An 18621-nucleotide genomic window follows, 5' to 3' on the forward strand; every position below is an offset into this window, starting at 1 on the left:
TGTGTATGAGCGTAAACGGCGACGTCCAGTTTCGGAAATTAACGTTGTTCCTTACATCGATGTCATGCTGGTACTACTGATCATCTTTATGGTGACCGCACCTTTGGTAACCCAAGGGGTAAAAGTGGATCTACCAAAAGCAGAAGCTGAAGCGCTACAAGATGATTCTAAACCACCTATTATTGCTTCGGTTAATGCCGCAGGTGAATACTTTATTAACGTTGGTGATAAGCAAGAGGATCCTATGTCAGCCACAGATTTGGCAGTCATAGTCGCACAGCAAATTAAGAAAGAACCGAATACTCCTGTTGTTGTAAAAGGAGACGGTGCGGTTCCTTATGCTAACGTAGTGCAGTTAATGGTCCTATTGCAGCGCGCTGGGGTACCATCTGTTGGTTTAATGACCGAGTCTCCTGAACAATAGGCTTTGCATGTATAAGTTTAGCCCTATTTTCATTTCAATTGCTTTACACATTATCTTAGGCGGATTGCTGGCGCTAAGTGTCGACTTTCATTCGCCCCCCAAGCAGATTGAATTAAATACTGCCAATTTCACGCCAATTGAAGCGACTGTGGTTGACCAAAAGGCTGTGAATGACCAGCTAAAACGTATTGAGCAGAAAAAACAAGCCGAAAAGCAAAAAGAGCTGCAAAAAATACGGGACGAGCAAAGGCGTAAGGCGGAAGCTGAGCAGCGTAAACGAGATATTGCGGCGAAAGAAAAAAAGCGTAAAGAAGACGCAAAACGTCAAAAACAAGCTGCGGCGGAGGCTAAAGAAAAGAAACGTTTAGCTGAAGAAAAAGCCCGTGTAGAAGAGCAGCAAAAAAAGCAACGTGAATTAGAGCGCAGAGCTGCTGAAGAAAGAGAGCGCAAGGCCAGAGAAAAACGCGCAAATGAAGAGCGGGCGAAAAAAGAAGCCGAGCGTAAAAAACGAGAAGAAGCTGAATTGCGAGAACAGGAACGGTTAATGCAAGAACAGTTGGAAATGGAACAATCTTCACGTAATCAGCAAAGGCAGCGTCAAGTTCTCTCCGAGACTGAAAAGTATACTGCGTTAATTAACGCGAAGATTGACCAAAACACCTATAAAGATGATTCGATGAAAGGAAAATCATGCAGAATTAATATTCGTTTGTCATCATCTGGATTTGTTATTCAGATTCGTACCCTTGGCGGAGATAAAGTTGTATGTGTGGCGGGTGAACAGGCAATTCGCAGAGCAGGTGAGTTGCCGATGTCCTCGGACCCACAGGTGTACAACAATCTAAAAGATATAACTATTAACTTTGGTTTTTAATGAATGAATAAAATAAACACTATTTTGCTAACCTTTTTACTTCTTTGCTTCTCATTGGAGTCACGTGCCACTTTAGAAATCTATATTACGGAAGGGGTCAATAATGCCCGTCCAATCGGTATTGTTCCGTTCCACGTCTCTGCAGGGACTCAGCCTCCAAGCAGCATTGACGAAGTGGTTGCTGCTGATTTAACTCGCAGTGGCAAATTTTTCGCGTTAAGTCGCGACAAAATGCCACAGTTACCAAAATCAGACAGCGAGGTGGATTATAGTGAATGGGCTGCAGCCGGTGCAGAAGCAGTGCTTATTGGTCATATTCAACAACAAGCAGCGGATGAATTTAAAATTACGTTGCAACTTCTAGACGTTATACGTGGCCAAATTACCGGTGGTCAAACACAAATGATGAGCAATGGCCAGATGGTAACTAATCGTGACCATATACTTGACGAGTGGAGCTGGGTTATCCGCGGTGAAGAGTTTCGTCAGTATGCCCACCGTATTAGTGACATAGTGTACGAAAAACTAACCGGTGAAAAAGGCGCATTTCTGACGCAAATTGCATACGTTATTGTTCGAGATTCTGCAACAGAAGCCAAACCCTTTCAATTAATCGTGGCTGATTATGACGGTCAAAATGAAAATATATTATTGCGTTCAAATGAACCACTAATGTCACCATCATGGTCGCCTGATGGCAGAAAGCTAGTCTATGTGTCGTTTGAGAATAAAAAGCCACAAATTTTTATGCAGGATATCTATACAGGCAGCCGAACTATGCTTACCGACTTTCCTGGCATAAATGGTGCACCTACTTTTTCACCAGACGGAAATCAATTAGCGATGGTGTTGTCTAAAGATGGAAATCCAGAAATTTATGTGATGGATATCGCGTCGAAGCGTTTGCGTCAGATTACTCGTAATCGCGCAATTGATACTGAACCAAGTTGGTCACCAGATGGTAAACATTTGATTTTTAGTTCAGAACGGGGTGGTAAACCTCAGATTTATCGAGTAAATTTAGCTACAGGTAAGACTCGGCGGGTCACATTCGAGGGTGATATGAACCTTGGCGGAACGTTTACACCAGATGGTACTCAAATGGTCATGGTTAATCGTACCCGCGGAAACTACCATATTGCTAAGCAAGGCGTAGACTCAGGCGATATGTTGGTGTTAACTAAAACATTTTTAGATGAATCACCAAGTCTTGCACCGAATGGCAGTATGATAATCTACAGTACTTTGCACGAAGGAAGACAGGTATTATCATTGGTGTCACTTGATGGACGATTTAAGGCAAGGTTGCCGGTGTCAGAAGGGCAGGTTAAGTCACCTAGCTGGTCACCATTTTTGTAATATAAACTAAAAACTGTTAGAAATTTCGAAAACGAGAAGGAATAACGAAATGCAACTTAAAAAAGTATTTAAAGGTTTGGTGATTGCACTGCCATTGGTGACCGTGATGGCGTGTACTACAACAGATAATGGTGTAGACGAAGCAGCAGCCAAAGAAGCAGCAGCGGCACAAGCAGCGGCTGATCAAGCTGCAAGACAAGCTGAAGCTGAAAAAGCAGAAGTAATGGCGATGCAGCAACGTGAAAAAATGGAAGCTGAACAGCGTGCTAGAGATTTAGCAAGTTTAGAGCAGGATCAAGTGGTTTACTTCGACTTTGATACGTCGAATCTAACTTCATCTGCACGAGCTATTTTATCTAAGCATGCAGCGTTTTTGGCAGCAAACCCAAATCAATCTGTCGTGATTGAAGGTCACTGTGACCGTCGTGGTACTCCTGAGTACAACATTGCATTGGGTGAAAGACGTGCTAAATCAGTACAAACATATCTGTTAAATGCTAACGTAAATTCATCACAGATTTCTGTGGTTTCTTATGGCGAAGAAAAACCTGCAGCAAATGGCACGTCTGAATCTGCATTTGCGCAAAATCGTCGTGGTGTTTTGGTATATCAATAAGATTGAGTCATTATGATTAAACGCATGAAAGCGATTAGTCTTTTACTTGTATACGGAGCCGCAGTTAATGCGGCTCCTGCGCCTGTAACAGACCTAAACGATGGATCCCTAACTAAACGTGTCGAAGTGTTAGAGCGTATCTTAGATTCACGCACAGAGATGCAGCATCGGATTCAACAACAGTTAGATGAAATGCAAAACGAAGTAAGCGAAATGCGCGGAACGTTAGAATTGCATAATCATCAGCTTGAAAAGATTTTAGAAAGACAACGTGAGTTGTATTTAGAAATTGATAAACGTATTGCTGCTGTTAATACTCAGAGTAGTCAGCAACAGTCGAGCGCTAATTCTAGCTCCAATAATCCTGCACAGATTTCGCAAGTAGAAGTGCCTGATTCTAGCAATGTAAGTGAAAGTGATGCGTATGATCGCGCTGTTAATTTAATCTTACGGGATAAACAATACGATTTAGCGATTCCAGAATTTCAATCGTTCATAAAAACCTACCCAAATTCCAGTTATGCGGCAAATGCACATTATTGGTTGGGGCAACTGTTGTTTAATAAACAACAGTGGGAAAGTGCAGCAGAACAATTCCAAATATTGGTGAGTGGTTACCCTGATTCATCAAAACGTGCTGATGCATTATTCAAATTAGGTGTGGTTGAACAGCGTAGAGATAATTTAGCCAGAGCAAAACAACTGTTCGAACAGGTTTTATCTGAATATCCAGATTCTGCATCTAGTCGTCTCGCAAATTCACGTTTAAGTGCGATGAATTAATTCAAAAATTAATAATTTTTTAAATTAGTTTGAATTAATTTTAGGATTTAAAACGGTATAAATCATATTTTAGTGCACATAATTTATACCGTTTTCGCCTTACTTGCTTAGTTTTTCAACGAAAAGACAAATAATTTAAAATAACCTCAGTTTTAGGTTGCACCACGAAGATATTTGAGTATTATATGCCGCCGTTGCAGGAGGTCTGTAACAAAACTGAAAAAGGGTCGTTAGCTCAGTTGGTAGAGCAGTTGACTTTTAATCAATTGGTCGCTGGTTCGAATCCAGCACGACCCACCAATTTCAGTTTAGAGTAAACATCCCTTCGGGGAGGACAGGATGTCCAAAATAATTCAGTACAACATTTACTGAATTAGTAAGAAGCTTCAATAGATGGGTCGTTAGCTCAGTTGGTAGAGCAGTTGACTTTTAATCAATTGGTCGCTGGTTCGAATCCAGCACGACCCACCATCTTAGAAAATTTCTCAATATAAAAATTAAACAATCAATCCACAAAATATCATGCAATTCGTGCAGGGTGAGAACCAGCCCGTTCGACAAATTGTCGGGAACAATTTGTACAGCCGCAGGCTGCCCAAAGGGTGAAAGGCAGGATGCCTGGAATAAATCCAGCACGACCCACCATCTTATCCATATCCTAGTAATACAAATTCCAAAACCTTAAATTCCAAACATCATGAAATTCGTGCAGGATGAGAATCAGCCCGTTCGACAAATTGTCGGGAACAATTCTGTAGGCGGGTGCTTTAGCCCCGCGATGGCTTTGTGATATTCCATGGCCTAAAGGCCGAGCTACAGGATGTGTAGGCGTGTTTTAGCCCCGTGATGGTTGATGCATTGTCTATGGCCATGGCCTAAAGGCCGTACTACAGGATGTGTAGGTGGGTGCTTTAGCCCCGTGATGGTTGATGCATTGTCTATGACCATGGCCTAAAGGCCGAGCTACAGGATGTGTAGGCGGGTGCTTTAGCCCCGCGATGGCTTTGTGATATTCCATGGCCTAAAGAGCATGCTACGGATTTCTGTTGTAGGCGTGTTTTAGCCCCGTGATGGTTGATGCATTGTCGATGGCCACGGCCTAAAAGCCGTGCAACAGGATGTGTAGGCGGGTGCTTTAGCCCCATGATGGTTGATGCATTGTCAATGACCACGGCCTAAAGGCCGTGCTACAAGGTGAGGGCGCTTCAGAGGCTCTTGTTGGCTAGCCGGCGAGGAAAATACATCTCACTCTGGATTTACGGCTAAACGCCCTTAGATTCGTGCTCAAGCTGCCTAGGATAGGTTGGCATCGACAGCTTGGTTGCAAAGTTAATAAGCAATAACGTTATTACTTGTTGATCTGCGTCGTTATGCACAGCCTTCAATGTATAAAATGGCTGGGTAGCTACCCAGTCTGAAACTGGTCACTTTATCGCGGTAAGTTTCAAAAATAAGACCGTTGCCATTGTTTAACTTAACTTCTAAATACTCGCCTTCTTCTCCGAGGTAAGGGTGCACAGACACTTTTACGTCGTTATAAGTTTTAATCACATCGGCTTTAGATGAATCTATGCCTAATCCTTCTTGAGTTTGTATTTGCGAGAGTTGTTCATCAATATCGAAACGCACAACAATACCATCCATTACCATGATATAGGGTCCATCAGCATGGGTTTTAGGCTCTAGGTAAAAACAAGATTGCGGTTCATCATAAAAGACCTCTTGTGACTGATAATTTTTAAGTAGCTTAATGGCGCTATCAGCTTGCGAACCTATTTTGATTCCAGCATATTCATCATCTTTGAGATTGTTGGCCAGCACGGATTGAGTCAGTAGTAGGGTAGCTAGTAGTGTAATGCGCATATCGTTCTCTTCAGTAATATGAGGTTATTTTTAAGTCTTTAGGCGTTACCTGCGCCATTTGCTTGTATAACGTGGCAAGTACGGCGGTAATTTTTAATGAGCGGCATTTTACCTTTGCTAGTCAAGGTTAACTCAGCTTTATTTTTAAATCGTCTTTGTAACGTCGCGATAGATTTAAGGTGTTACCCGCCTTTAAGGTTATTTTACCGTCGCCACTGGGCTGATACTGTATATTGTCTATGGCCGCTAAGTTCACGGCAAAGCTGCGGTGAACTCGACTAAAACCTTTATCACTCAGTCGGGCTATGGTGTCGTTTAACGTGCCTCGCAAAGGATAGATGCGTCCTTGTTTGTGTAAATTCACATAGTTTCCGGCTGATTCTAACCATTCAATTTCATCGATTTTCACTAAAAACTCTTTATCTAGCTTTTTGACTAATAAAAAATCCGGTGACGGAGCGGGCGAGGGCGCAGACATTGAGTCGGGTTTTGCACAAACCGCTTCTTCTTGGTCATTGACTAAACTCGCTTCTCCTTTAAGTCGTGCATAAAGCGACTGCATAACTTGATACAGAATTAACCAGAATACATATCCCCATGCATCTTTGCGGTATTCGTACCAAAATTCCCTCAGCCAAGGGGAGAAATCGTAATTTCCACCGTCTAACATGTAGACCCATTCTCGAAACATCACCATTAAGCCGACATGGGCCGCTGAATATAAAATAGTGATCAAAAAATGGATAAAAAGCTGTCGACCTAGATTGGCAAAACGCAGTGGCATGCGAGCAAATAATGCGACAATAAACGGCAACAAAATGAGTGTGCTTAATGCACTAGAATATTCCCAAACATAGGGTTCCCACATCTGAATTTGAACATCATTAGAGCGATTATGTTCCATCCAAACACTGGAGGCATTAATACTGTTATTAATAAGTAGATAAGCTGCAATCAGCAAATAGCTATACAGATATTTATGTTGGTCGAATTTTTCAAACCAAGTTGATTTTTGTTTATCCCGCATATCCACCGCTTATCCCTTTTGCCTTTCGATTGGTCATTGCGCTCTGTTTTTATTGTGTTTTGAGGCGGATGCTAAATCAACACATTTCTTTTACAAGCGGTGGGAATTAAACATGACACTATCATCTAATCAACGTCGTTATGATATTGATTGGCTAAGAAACTTAGCCTTTTTGATCCTGATTTTCTATCACATTGGAATGTACTATGTGTTTGATTGGGGCTGGCATATTAAGAGCGCAGAAACGTTTCGTTGGTTACAAGAAGTGATGATTTTAACCAATACATGGCGCATGTCGTTGTTATTTTTTATCAGCGCTATGGCATTGTCATTAATTGAAAAACGCTACTCCATTTGGAGTTTAATGGGACTTAGAACCAACCGCTTATTTGTGCCTTTGATATTTGGCATGTTTGTCATAGTCGCACCTCAAGTATATATCGAGGCACGGGCTCAATACTTAATTCCAGAAGGATTTTGGTCATTTTGGGTGGAATATATCAATCCCAATACGGATTTACTAAAAGAACATCAGTCGATTATCGGTTTGCTCACCTGGAATCATCTTTGGTTTTTACCCTATTTGTGGATTTACAGTTTAATTGTATTGGTGATTAGGCCATTGTTGGCCAACGTTATTGGCAGCAGGTTTTTTCAAAATATTCCCTTTGTGGTGGCTTTTATTTGCATAGTCGCAGGGCTGTTACTGGTGTACTTAACCTTGCGTCTTGCTTATCCCACTACCCACGATCTAACCAATGATTGGTATAATCATGCTAAGTCTTTTCTAATTTTTGTATTTGGCTATACTTTTGCCCAACAAATGCGCTGGTGGAATACTGTTATTGCTAAGCGTCGTTGGTTTTTATATCTGGCCATTTTAGGCTATTTGTTTATTGTTGCTGACAGAAACGGCGATTTTACCTGGCTGGCCGAGCAATATGAGGGTTCGATTGCAGTGCGAGGCCTGTACGGCACGATTTTTATCATTAACCTTTGGGCTTGGATATTTAGCTTAGTGGGCTACGCAGGCCAATATTTAAATCGTCCAGCAAAATTTGTTAGCTATGCAAATAAAGCCGTATTGCCTTGGTATATGTTTCACCAAACCCTTATTGTGATGCTAGCTTGGTATCTAAAGCCTTATAACTTGCCTACATTTTTTGATTTTCTTTTGATATTGTCCGGCACCGTCACTGGATGTCTAATCGGCTATGAAATTGTCAAACGTACTGCAATCACGAGGTGGTTGTTTGGTCTGAAACACAGCTAATAGTAAAAATAATACCCACAAAAATACTGGGTTTTTCATTCGATTGTAATAATTGTATAATACGCAAACATGTTAACCCTGTTTACAAGAGACCATAATGACGCAGGTGAATCGCATCGATTCTATTGACTACCCATTTCCGGCAAAACCAGAAGTACTCAACGCAGCACAAAACGCTTTTTATACTGATGAAATTAAACGTTTATTGGTTGAAAAAAACGCAGTTTTAGTTGCCCACTATTACACCGATCCTGAAATTCAGGCACTGGCCGAGGCTACCGGTGGCTTTATCTCTGATTCATTAGAGATGGCAAGATACGGCCGCGATAGTGATGCACAAACGCTGATTGTTGCAGGCGTGAAATTTATGGGCGAGACCTCAAAAATATTGAGCCCCCAAAAGACGGTGCTAATGCCAACTTTAGAGGCTACTTGTTCGTTGGACTTAGGCTGTCCAATTGATGAGTTTAGTGCGTTTTGTGATGCCCATCCAGATCACACCGTAGTAGTGTATGCGAATACCTCCGCAGCGGTGAAAGCGCGAGCAGATTGGGTAGTGACATCCAGTATTGCCCTGGAAATCGTCGAACATTTGGACGCCATGGGTGAAAAAATTCTGTGGGGACCTGATCGACACTTAGGTGCATACATCGCCAAACAAACCGGTGCCGACATGTTGATGTGGCAAGGTGAGTGTATTGTGCACGACGAGTTCTCAGCAAAAGCGCTGCAAAACATGAAGCACCTGCATCCTGAAGCAGCAGTATTAGTGCATCCTGAGTCACCAGCCAGTGTAGTTGAAATGGCCGACGCGGTGGGCTCTACTACTCAATTAATCAAAGCATCTCAGACCTTAAGTAATGAAAAGTTCATTGTCGCTACTGACCGCGGTATTTTTTATAAAATGCAGCAATTAGCGCCCCACAAAACGTTTTATGAAGCCCCAACTGGCGGCAACGGTGCAACCTGTAAAAGCTGCGCTCACTGTCCATGGATGGCGATGAATGGCTTAAAAGCGATTTACGATTCATTGATGGATAATAGCGGACATGAAATTTTTGTAGACGAGGCACTTAGACAAAAAGCCTTAGTTCCGCTAAATCGTATGCTCGATTTTGCCGCTGAACTAAAAATGAAAGTAGTCGGCAACGCCTAGTTTATCAATTTCATCAGTGGTTAATTTGAAATGCCAGCCATGCTGGCATTTCATTTTTGCTTCACCTAAACCCTATAAAGTTACACCACCCAACAAACCACATAGGATTATGCCATGTTAGATTTGAGTAAATACAAAGGGATTGTTTTTGACATGGATGGCACCTTGATAGATTCAATGGGGTCACATGCAACCGCTTGGCAACAAACCTGTGACAGTTTCGGAATTCCTTACGATAGAGAATATATTCACTCTCTTGGCGGCGTACCTACCAGAGAAATTGCCAAACTACTGAATGAAAAGTATGGTCTAAACTGCGATTTAGATGGTGTCGCTAAGAAAAAGCGCGATGCATGGCTTGCTCTTGATGATAACCTGACAATCATTCCGGACACTTTTGAAGTTATGCAGAGGTATCAAGGCAAGTTAAAAATGGGCGTTGGTACAGGTTCAGAGCGGACTAACGCGATTCGCATGTTAACTGAAACCGGATTGTTAGACAGATTAGAGACGGTTGTTACTTCATCCGATGTTACGCAGGGTAAGCCCCATGGCGAAACATTTTTAACGGTGGCTAAAAATATGGGATTAACCGCTAATGAATGTGTCGTGTTTGAAGACACCAAAATAGGTAAACAAGCAGCCGAAAATGCAGGGATGGACTGCATTATGGTAATAAATGGAAAAATCCAACTTCCTTAACTTTTTGAACAAGTATTAATCACTATTATTAAACCTTAGCAAATAATGCTAAATAATAATCCTACAAACGCCAGTTTATTGGTTTTTCTACTTGCTTACGGGCGCGTATTTCCCTAACATACGCACCCGTCTGAAAGTGACGGCAAGTAACATACTTGAGTAACGCGCACGCCGAGCGCCGATTTTAATGTTTACATTTTATATCGAAACGGGGAAGAATTTGGAGAGGTGGGTGAAGCCGGCCTCTTTAGGTGCACAACACCGCCCGGCTGAACGACCGGACATGAATGTACGGACTGGGTGCCGATCATCATGGATGTGTTAGCTCTGAGATAATTTCGAAGAGCAAGTGAAACAATTTGGAGAGGTGGGTGAAGCCGGCCTCTTTAGGTGCGCAGCACCGCCCGGCTGAACGGCCGGGCATGGATGTACGGACTGGGTGCCGATCATCATGGATGTGTTAGCTCTGAGATAATTTCGAAGAGCAAGTGAAACAATTTGGAGAGGTGGCTGAGTGGCTGAAGGCGCACGCCTGGAAAGTGTGTTTAGGGTTAAACCTAACGAGGGTTCGAATCCCTCTCTCTCCGCCAAATTTATCAAAAAAACCAGCAACTTAGTTGCTGGTTTTTTTGTTTGGGATCAATTTGGGATCAGTTCCACTAAGTTCAGATATGTTTATTCTATTGTTTTCACTATGCAATAAACTCATGGACAGGCATATTTTAAGATAGTAGGAATTGTTGAAATCAACAATAAAGTCATGGACAGGCATATTTTAGAAGTAGAAAGTCATGGATGAAAGTCATGGACAGGCATAAACTCATGGACAGGCATATTTTAAGATAGTAGGAATTGTTGAAATCAAAACCTTCGGGGTCAGCTCCCTTTGATTTCAGAGTAAATGATTTCCATCTTTCTCAAAACCTGTGGGATCTGGCCCCGCTGATTTCGTAGACGCAGGGGTCTTTTGCCAGTGTCTAAGCCCACGTATTTTATAAAATCCAACTTTTCAGTAACAAACAATGACCCGGTTAGCAAAAATAATGCTTTTTACTTTAGTGTGATTAGTCGGCTAATTTTGGGGTTGACTTTAATGAGTATCGAGTGAAATTAAACAGTAAAAATAAAGAGAATAAAATGTTCGCAGGTTTAGATTTTGGTACGTCTAATTGTTCCATTGGTATAATAGAACAAAGTGAACCTGCTCTTATTCCTCTTGAAGATGGCGAAACCACGATTCCTTCTTGTGTATTTTTAGAGCATGGAGTTATTAAACCAGAAAAAGTATCGGAGACAGATTTATTAGCTCGTGTGGAAGCAGAAAAAGCGGTACAAACCAAAAGAGCTAAAAGTGAAACAGACGCGCGGATTTTCACCGATGCTGAACTAATTAATATTTTTCGCAAAATAATCAGAGCTGAAAATCGCGAAGATGCTAAAACTGATCAACGTATGAAAACCGTAATGGAAGCGCTGGAGTTGAGCGACGATATTATTATTGGTCGAGAAGCGGAATTAGCGCACATTACAAATCCTGAAAATGGCTTTTACATTAAGTCGCCCAAATCTTTTTTAGGTGCAAAAATCACCAAAGCTCAACAAGCCATATTTGCATCTGTTATTGAGAAAATGCTGGCGTTTATAAAAGAAGAATCTGAATATATAAAGGGCATTGAGCTGGAGAGTGTTGTTATTGGCAGGCCCGTTAATTTTCATGGTTTACAAGAAAAAGACGGAAATAGTCAAGCCCTTAGTATTCTTACCTCAGCGGCCAAAAAAGTGGGTTTTAAAGATATTGAATTTTTAATGGAACCACTTGCAGCAGCATACGATTATGAAAGACAGTTAAGTCAAGATAAAGTGGTGCTTATTATTGATTTAGGTGGCGGTACAACAGACTGTTCGGTGGTTAAACTAGGACCCAGTTATATAAGCAGCGATATTCGAGAGAGTAATATTCTTGGTTGCTCAGGAAAACGGATAGGGGGCATTGATATTGACAACAAACTAGCGCTAATGGGGATAATGCCGCACTTTGGTAAAGATATTATATTAACTAACGACCTGCCGATTCCTCCCACATTATTCAGGCAGGCTGTGTGTGTTAATGATGTCGCTGCGCAGCGTGAGTTTAATTCAAATAGAACCGGTGTGGAATTGCAACGATATTGTTTTATGTCTTTGGATAATAGAATCGAGCGATTAAAAAAGTTGCGTGACGACAAACTAGGGCTCAAATTAAATAAAAGTTCTGAATTAACCAAAATAGCACTTTCAACCAACAATTTGACCGAGGTTAATCTCGATTATATTGAATCAAATTTACAAATCTCGGTTAGCCGAGATCAACTAGGTGATGCCATCAGTGGCGAATTAAAGCAAATTGAGTCTATCGTGAATGAGTCTTTACTGCAGTCAGGCGCTAAACCCGACACCATTTTTGTAACCGGCGGTACTGCAATTTCACCCGTCATCAAACAATGGATAAGCGCTATGTTCCCCGATACTGAGATTGTCATTGGGAACCATTTTGGTAGCGTTACAACTGGCCTAATTACCCATTCCCAACGCATATTTGGGAACTAAATCAGTAAATCATGGATTAAATTATGGACAGGCATTTTTAAAGGTAGTGAAAAAAGAGGCCTATAACTTTTACTGGAGTCTGATGAAAAGTATTAATGCGTTCGTAATTTAGATAAATACCTATGGAATCATCGGTTTCTGGGAAATGGGCGCTATTGAGCTGAATTTAGTGCAGGGGGAGGCCTGTCTCTTGTGCAAAGAAACAATTGAAATGAAAAGCGGCTTTAGTGGAGTCGTTAGCCTACAGAATTTTTTTGCCGACGTTTTCGCTTATAGCGTTTCAAGGTGTCTGATTGCCCTGCAGCCACGCTAAAATTGGTTTCAAAGGTCAAAAACATATCTTGCCAGGTGTGTTCATCCAACCCTAAACGTTGCAATATGGGTGATTCACTCATATCAATTGCCCCTCTTTTATTGGGATTAAGACTGCGACCAGATAGGTCAACCAACTTAAGATATTCGACTAAATCGAACATTAGTCCCTGCGGTTGTGGCTGCTTTGGGTTGCCAACAAAAGGCATTAACGTAGAGGGCTGATAACCTTTCTTAAAATCATGAATACGGCGTTTAATACTGGTGTGGTTAGAAGACTCTGGGGTTGTTGCCATTTTTGCTCGTATAGGGTTTAAATCCACATACACCATACAGGCTGCTAAGGCATGTTCATCTAACAGTGCTTGTGATTTGAATCGCCCTTCCCAAAAGTGACCGGTACAGTCATCCTCTTGATTAGCTTGTCGAGCAATCGGCTCATTCAATTCTCGCATAAACCAGCTAATGTCGGTTAAGCGATTATGATAAACGGACAAGGTTGACTGGAGTGTGATTTGTTCATCGTCTGTGAACACGGGAGCTTCTTTTGAGGTTAACCTCTGTGAGAGCAAGGTTCCTTTGTGAAGCTTGTGCCAGCGCTGAGCAATCTCTGTATCCGTCCAATGTTTAGCTTTGTCAGCATTCACATGTAAAACCACATGGGTGTGATTGCTCATCACTGCATAGGCACAAACTTCGATGGCAAATACGGTGGTTAAAAACAATAACCTGTCTTCTACCCACTGGCGACGATGCTCATAGCTTTTCCCTGTCAGTTCATCTTCACCACACAAAAAGGCACGCCGGACACATCGGGATACACAATGATAATAAGGGGTATCTGAAAGATTGATTTGTCGCTTCCTTGCCAGTGGCATAATTCACTCCCTGAATTAATCATACTAAAGCATAGTTGATTCTATTTTCCTAAGAGTCTAGTTCTAGTCTAGTTTGTGGCTGTCCATGTTTGTACATGTTTGTATGCAATGGCTGTCCATGTTTGTACTCATGTTTGTAAAACCTTGGAAGAGATGAAGGGATAGTATAGCCCAGAAGTAAACAAGCTATTTAATAATGTTAAAAATTTTAAGCGTATACACAAGAGAACTCAATCAGTTGAGTTTAGTGGCGCTGCAGATGGGGGGGAACTCTCTTCGCCAAATACTAAAACCTGCGAATCGAAAGGTTCGCGGGTTTTTTGTAATTGGCGGTAGGAACTACTTAATATTTTCCTGCGTTAACACCCCTTTATTAATCAGTTGCGCAAAAACCTCTGCGCACTTTATTCTGAAATGTTCTCTGAGCAATCGCACGGCTGGAGTAATTGTTTGTCTGCTTGGGCAGATCAGCCATAGTTCCGTCGGTTTGGGGGCAAATTCCTTTAATATCGGCACAACTTTGTCGTCAAGTAGGTCGTTCGACATATCTAAGCTAGACTTTGTCGCTATGCCTTTTCCATTTACACACCAACGCCTAACCAACTCGGCGTCGTTTGAAGCTCGATTACTTTGTACTTTTACTTTTATCGATTTTTCATTGTGATCGAATTCCCAAACGTCGTGAATAATGTCATGAAGTTGATATAAAAGGCCGTTATGGGTGGTTAAATCATTGGGATGTTGTGGTAACCCGTTGTTTTTCAAATATTCGGTTGTTGCACAAATTACACGGGGAACCTTGCAAATTTTAAAACCATATAAGTTTGCATCATTCGGTGTGCCATAGCGTAAAGCGATATCAACAGGATCTCGATAGAAGTCAATATTACTGTCACTAATATGTAATTTGACGCTAACGCCTGCGTGCTCATGCATAAACTCATCAAGCCAAGGTAGAATTAAATTGCGACCTAAATCTGAAGGTACCGAAATTCTTAATTCACCATCAATGACATCTAAATCCTCTTTCACATTTTGCTTAGCGAAATTGAGTAATTGTAATGCTTGTTCACAGTTGGGAATGTATTTTTCACCGGCAACGGAGAGCCTCAAATGTCGGGTGGTTCGGATAAATAACTCAACCCCTAACGCACGTTCAACTCGCTTTATAGCAGCGCTTGCTGTTGCTGTGCGCATATCTAAACTTTCTGCCGCCGCTGTAATATTGCGAAATTCAGCCACTTTTAAAATTACGTTAAGGTCTTCTAGTAACATGATTGTCAAAAATTATTTGATAAAGATTCAATCATTATGCTGTTTTTGTTTCGTTAAGCAAGCTCTATAATTTCTCCCAAGTTGATTAACATTGTCAAAACACAGGAATATAATTATGAAAGCAATTGGCTACAAACAAGCGTTACCTATTAATAACCCTGAATCTCTTATTGATATCGAACTGCCACAACCAACTGCATCAGGACATGACTTATTAGTTAGCGTCAAGTCGATTGCGGTTAACCCTGTTGATTACAAAATTCGCCAAAATGTTACCCCTGAGGCTGATGCATACAAAGTGCTAGGTTGGGATGCAGTTGGTGAAGTTGTGGCTATCGGCGATTCAGTTACCCAATTTAAACCAGGTGACAAGGTGTTTTATGCTGGTGATTTGAATCGTCAGGGCGGTAACGCGGAATTTCAGTTAGTGGATGAACGTATTGTTGGTCACAAACCAAAGAGCTTGTCTGACAGTGAAGCAGCGGCATTGCCGTTGACAGCAATCACCGCGTGGGAACTGTTGTTCGAACGTTTAGCCATTAAACAACAGCTCCCAGATACAAAAGAGCAGTCAAAGGATATCATTTTGATTATTGGCGCTGCAGGCGGCGTTGGCTCGATATTAGTTCAATTAGCCAGTGCTTTAACAGGTGCAACTGTTATCGCGACCGCTTCTCGTGAAAGCTCAGCAAACTGGGTAAAAAAATTGGGAGCGGATTATGTTATTGATCATTCTAAGCCTCTGGTTGCGCAAATTGAACAATTAAACATCGGGCAAGTGACCCATGTTGCGAGTTTAACCCATACAGATTCATACCTTGATAGCTATGTAGAATTGTTAGCACCAATGGGAAAAATTGCCTTAATTGATGATCCTGAATCCCTTGATATCAGCAAGCTGAAAGCTAAAAGTTTATCGCTGCACTGGGAGTTTATGTTTACTCGCTCAATGTTTACGGCCGATGATATGATTGAGCAGCATCACATACTGAATAAAGTAAGTGATTTGATTGACCAAGGTTATATCCAAACCACTGTAGGTAAACACCTTGGGACAATTAATGCGGCGAATCTAAGAGCCGCTCATGAAGAACTTGAATCAGGCAAATCGATCGGAAAAATCGTGTTGGAAGGCTTTTAAGCAACCAACTTAGCAGATCAAACTGAACAATATTAATTAGGAAATTAGCATGACTCAATTAACCATAGTGGCCAATATTAAAGCCGCTCCAGGCAAAGTAGATTTAGTCAAAGCGGAGCTGTTAAAGCTTATCGATACTACCCGCAATGAAGCTGGATGCATCAACTACGACTTACATCAAGATAACGAAAATCCAGCGCATTTTATGTTTTATGAAAACTGGCAGACACGTGAACTTTGGCAAACCCACATGGGCAACCAGCACTTAGCGGATTATATGGCTGCCACTGAAGGTTGCGTTGAAGAATTTATTTTAAATGAAATGACGGTAATTAGCGCATAGATTAATGTTAATGGCATGAACAAAACGTCTTTCACCAACTAGCTGGTTAGCGATGTGCACATCGAGCTAAAACGGTGGTTACGTTTTGTTCTATCTATTGGAGGGTAATAGTTGTTAATTGTAACTGCGAAGATAGACGGCTAATCAATGGTATAAACAACTAATAAATCATCGGGAATCGAGATACTGCCTCGCAAATACCCCAGAGTTCCTTCATTGTTGATTAGATACTCAAGCCAAGTACGCTCATTGGCGAATTCTTTCGGTGCTTTTTTACGCCCAGTAAAGCGCATTTGCGCCCAATATGATTGGATTCGCGATTCTGTTAATCCCACCACTTTTGTATTGAATATCACGCGGGTTACGTTATCTGGCGATAATGCGATTACGTTCAGATCATAAGGCATCATACCGCCCATATATAAATTACGTATTTGTTGCCGGTTAAGCTGAATTGATTTATCTACAATGTTGGCAACCACCACAATAGTTTCATTTGCCCTAGCAACTTGAAAAAAACAAAGTGATGCGAGCAGCAGCAAAATGCCCCATTTTTTCATAGAAATATCCATTCAATTCCTAGTTGATACAAGACCCCATGGCCATCGAATCCTCCTAAATCTTTGATCGCAAAATCGTTACTTACTTTTTCAGCGTCAACGTAGGTGACTTCTGCTTTAAACGCCACGTTATATCGCCAGTCCCACCTAAGGCCAATTTTAGTCCCTTTGCTCTTATCGTCAGGAAAACCGCTGAGTACGGATTCGTAGGTTGCCGCTAGAAAGTCAAGTTCATCTGAAATACCGTAGGGGATTTCATTAGGTCCGTGATCGTAATGCACATCTCGAGCGCCGTAGGAAATATATAAAGTGTATGGATGAAAGTTGTAACCTGCGGAAATGTAGAAGCTATCTATGTCGGGAACTGGACCACTTTCACCCACCATTCTCGCGACTTCGCTACGTACAAAATAATCTAGGTTCTCATAATTAGCACTTAGTTGATAAAAATGAATGAGACCATCCGGATTAAGTGATGCTGCATTTTGACTAAATCCATACTGATTGAGCAATTCAGCAAACTGTGTTGCAGCAGGAAGTTGCAGTTTGACGTTTCCTTGGTTGTAGGCTGCCCGAAACGTTAACCCATTATAGGATGCACTGGTATTAACTCCGAAAAGCCCTGTTACCTTGGTATCGATTTCGCCGCTAGCTAAATAAATTTTATCGTCGTAATAACCCCAATATCCTTCAAAGTTCATCACCCAATCGTGATAAATATATTGGTAATTAGCCATCACCCCTTCAAAGGTTGAAAAGAATGCCGTGTCATAAAATTGCTGGGGTAGCGTTAACCATGGGTAAGCAAAGCCGACATCGATGCTGTCACTGTAATTGAAAAATGGTATGCGCTGCTTGCCAAGTTTAAACTGAAGTGCGGTATTGGACGGGGTATAGGTTAAATAAAGCCATTCCAATCCTGAAGAACGTAGCTCACTTGTGTGACCTATCAACTGGCCGGTTAAAGAAAGCTGATCACTAAAAGTGTAATCTGCTTGCAGCCCAAGAAGGGATTGTTGGTCGAAACTTATGCTGTTGTCATAGCCCACGTACTCAGCATTTTCATCATCTAAATGACCCATAACCACACGAGCAAATCCGGAAAACTGCAATTTTTCATCAGCTTCTTCGGCGTAAAGTGTCGGCGCCCAGTAAAGCAGCATTAAACAGCATGAGGAAAATGCAATAGATAGTCGGCGCTTCATATTTTAAGTTTACAATCTTTTTGGCTAGGTAAAATAACTATAGTTCAAAATACTTGAGCCAGTTGTGGTGTCAAACGTTTTAGCATTGTAACTAATCCTAGTTGGCAAAATGTACTGTGAGTTTTACCTATACTGCAACAAATTTGAAACTGCATGGATTATTGAAACGATTTTTTTAAACGATTAAATTTGAGCTATGCTTGGGTTTTGAGGTACAAGTATTTAGCAGCAATTACGTTAATTT

General features: G+C 41.4%; 17 protein-coding genes and 3 tRNA genes. 14 read left to right on the plus strand and 6 right to left on the minus strand.

The genetic code is table 11. The features are described 5' to 3' along the window. The first annotated feature begins 1 nt into the window (after window position 1). The 7 genes from tolR to KO530_RS10475 all read left to right on the plus strand — a co-directional run bounded on the left by tolR (window position 2) and on the right by KO530_RS10475 (window position 4527). Complete coding sequence (gene tolR / locus KO530_RS10445; RefSeq protein WP_216048586.1) at window positions 2-424, plus strand: protein TolR; 423 nt, start codon at window positions 2-4, stop codon at window positions 422-424. Window positions 425-431: 7 nt separating this feature from the next. Then, the gene (tolA, locus tag KO530_RS10450; RefSeq protein ID WP_216048353.1) at window positions 432-1298 is read left to right on the plus strand and encodes a cell envelope integrity protein TolA; all 867 of its coding nucleotides are present in this window, start codon (window positions 432-434) and stop codon (window positions 1296-1298) included. A 3-nt stretch (window positions 1299-1301) separates the two neighbouring features. Then, on the plus strand, window positions 1302-2657 hold the full coding sequence (tolB, locus tag KO530_RS10455; protein WP_216048354.1) for a Tol-Pal system beta propeller repeat protein TolB: 1356 nt from the start codon (window positions 1302-1304) through the stop codon (window positions 2655-2657). Between the two features lie 49 nt (window positions 2658-2706). Next, window positions 2707-3273 carry a peptidoglycan-associated lipoprotein Pal gene (pal, locus tag KO530_RS10460; RefSeq protein WP_216048355.1) on the plus strand — a complete coding sequence of 189 codons (567 nt, stop codon included), beginning with the start codon at window positions 2707-2709 and terminating at the stop codon, window positions 3271-3273. Between the two features lie 12 nt (window positions 3274-3285). Next, window positions 3286-4056 carry a tol-pal system protein YbgF gene (gene ybgF / locus KO530_RS10465; RefSeq protein ID WP_216048356.1) on the plus strand — a complete coding sequence of 257 codons (771 nt, stop codon included), beginning with the start codon at window positions 3286-3288 and terminating at the stop codon, window positions 4054-4056. Between the two features lie 224 nt (window positions 4057-4280). Then, window positions 4281-4356 (plus strand) — tRNA-Lys (locus tag KO530_RS10470). 95 nt (window positions 4357-4451) lie between these two features. Continuing rightward, window positions 4452-4527: transfer RNA gene (locus tag KO530_RS10475), tRNA-Lys, on the plus strand. 897 nt (window positions 4528-5424) lie between these two features. Here the strand turns inward: KO530_RS10475 and KO530_RS10480 are convergent. Both KO530_RS10480 and KO530_RS10485 read right to left on the minus strand, forming a co-directional pair. Beyond that, window positions 5425-5919: a hypothetical protein gene (locus KO530_RS10480; RefSeq protein WP_216048357.1), complete on the minus strand. Its 495-nt coding sequence runs from the start codon at window positions 5917-5919 to the stop codon at window positions 5425-5427. Between the two features lie 127 nt (window positions 5920-6046). After that, a complete protein-coding gene (locus tag KO530_RS10485; protein WP_252729091.1) occupies window positions 6047-6946 on the minus strand; it encodes a LytR/AlgR family response regulator transcription factor in 900 nt (299 codons plus the stop codon). Between the two features lie 112 nt (window positions 6947-7058). Between KO530_RS10485 and KO530_RS10490 the strand changes: the two genes are divergently transcribed. From KO530_RS10490 to yegD, 5 genes are all read left to right on the plus strand, one after another. After that, on the plus strand, window positions 7059-8219 hold the full coding sequence (locus tag KO530_RS10490) for an acyltransferase family protein (RefSeq protein ID WP_216048359.1): 1161 nt from the start codon (window positions 7059-7061) through the stop codon (window positions 8217-8219). Window positions 8220-8316: 97 nt separating this feature from the next. Continuing rightward, entirely contained in the window at window positions 8317-9375 is a 1059-nt protein-coding gene (gene nadA, locus KO530_RS10495) for a quinolinate synthase NadA (protein ID WP_216048360.1), read from the plus strand. Window positions 9376-9489: 114 nt separating this feature from the next. Next, window positions 9490-10077, plus strand: a complete 588-nt coding sequence (locus KO530_RS10500) for an HAD family hydrolase (protein WP_216048361.1) — start codon at window positions 9490-9492, stop codon at window positions 10075-10077. Between the two features lie 500 nt (window positions 10078-10577). Beyond that, window positions 10578-10667: transfer RNA gene (locus tag KO530_RS10505), tRNA-Ser, on the plus strand. Between the two features lie 514 nt (window positions 10668-11181). Next, window positions 11182-12663 (plus strand): molecular chaperone, encoded by a 1482-nt coding sequence (gene yegD, locus KO530_RS10510; protein WP_354667872.1) that lies wholly within the window; start codon window positions 11182-11184, stop codon window positions 12661-12663. A gap of 236 nt (window positions 12664-12899) precedes the next feature. Here yegD and KO530_RS10515 read toward each other — a convergent pair whose 3' ends face one another. Continuing rightward, the gene (locus tag KO530_RS10515; protein ID WP_216048362.1) at window positions 12900-13853 is read right to left on the minus strand and encodes a transposase; all 954 of its coding nucleotides are present in this window, start codon (window positions 13851-13853) and stop codon (window positions 12900-12902) included. A 339-nt stretch (window positions 13854-14192) separates the two neighbouring features. Beyond that, the gene (locus KO530_RS10520) at window positions 14193-15128 is read right to left on the minus strand and encodes a LysR family transcriptional regulator (RefSeq protein WP_216048363.1); all 936 of its coding nucleotides are present in this window, start codon (window positions 15126-15128) and stop codon (window positions 14193-14195) included. 115 nt (window positions 15129-15243) lie between these two features. Here KO530_RS10520 and KO530_RS10525 point away from each other — a divergent pair, with 115 nt between their 5' ends. Together KO530_RS10525 and KO530_RS10530 are read left to right on the plus strand one after the other, a co-directional pair. Beyond that, complete coding sequence (locus tag KO530_RS10525) at window positions 15244-16269, plus strand: zinc-binding alcohol dehydrogenase family protein (RefSeq protein ID WP_216048364.1); 1026 nt, start codon at window positions 15244-15246, stop codon at window positions 16267-16269. Between the two features lie 49 nt (window positions 16270-16318). Continuing rightward, window positions 16319-16612 carry a putative quinol monooxygenase gene (locus tag KO530_RS10530; protein ID WP_216048365.1) on the plus strand — a complete coding sequence of 98 codons (294 nt, stop codon included), beginning with the start codon at window positions 16319-16321 and terminating at the stop codon, window positions 16610-16612. 140 nt (window positions 16613-16752) lie between these two features. On the opposite strand, the gene KO530_RS10535 is transcribed toward KO530_RS10530, so the two are convergent. Together KO530_RS10535 and KO530_RS10540 are read right to left on the minus strand one after the other, a co-directional pair. Then, entirely contained in the window at window positions 16753-17172 is a 420-nt protein-coding gene (locus KO530_RS10535; RefSeq protein ID WP_216048366.1) for a hypothetical protein, read from the minus strand. Next, window positions 17169-18335: a hypothetical protein gene (locus tag KO530_RS10540; protein WP_216048367.1), complete on the minus strand. Its 1167-nt coding sequence runs from the start codon at window positions 18333-18335 to the stop codon at window positions 17169-17171. The genes KO530_RS10535 and KO530_RS10540 overlap by 4 nt, the downstream gene beginning before the upstream one ends. Window positions 18336-18621: the final 286 nt, after the last annotated feature.

This window comes from Aliiglaciecola lipolytica (assembly GCF_018860635.1).
GTDB lineage: Bacteria > Pseudomonadota > Gammaproteobacteria > Enterobacterales > Alteromonadaceae > Aliiglaciecola > Aliiglaciecola lipolytica_A.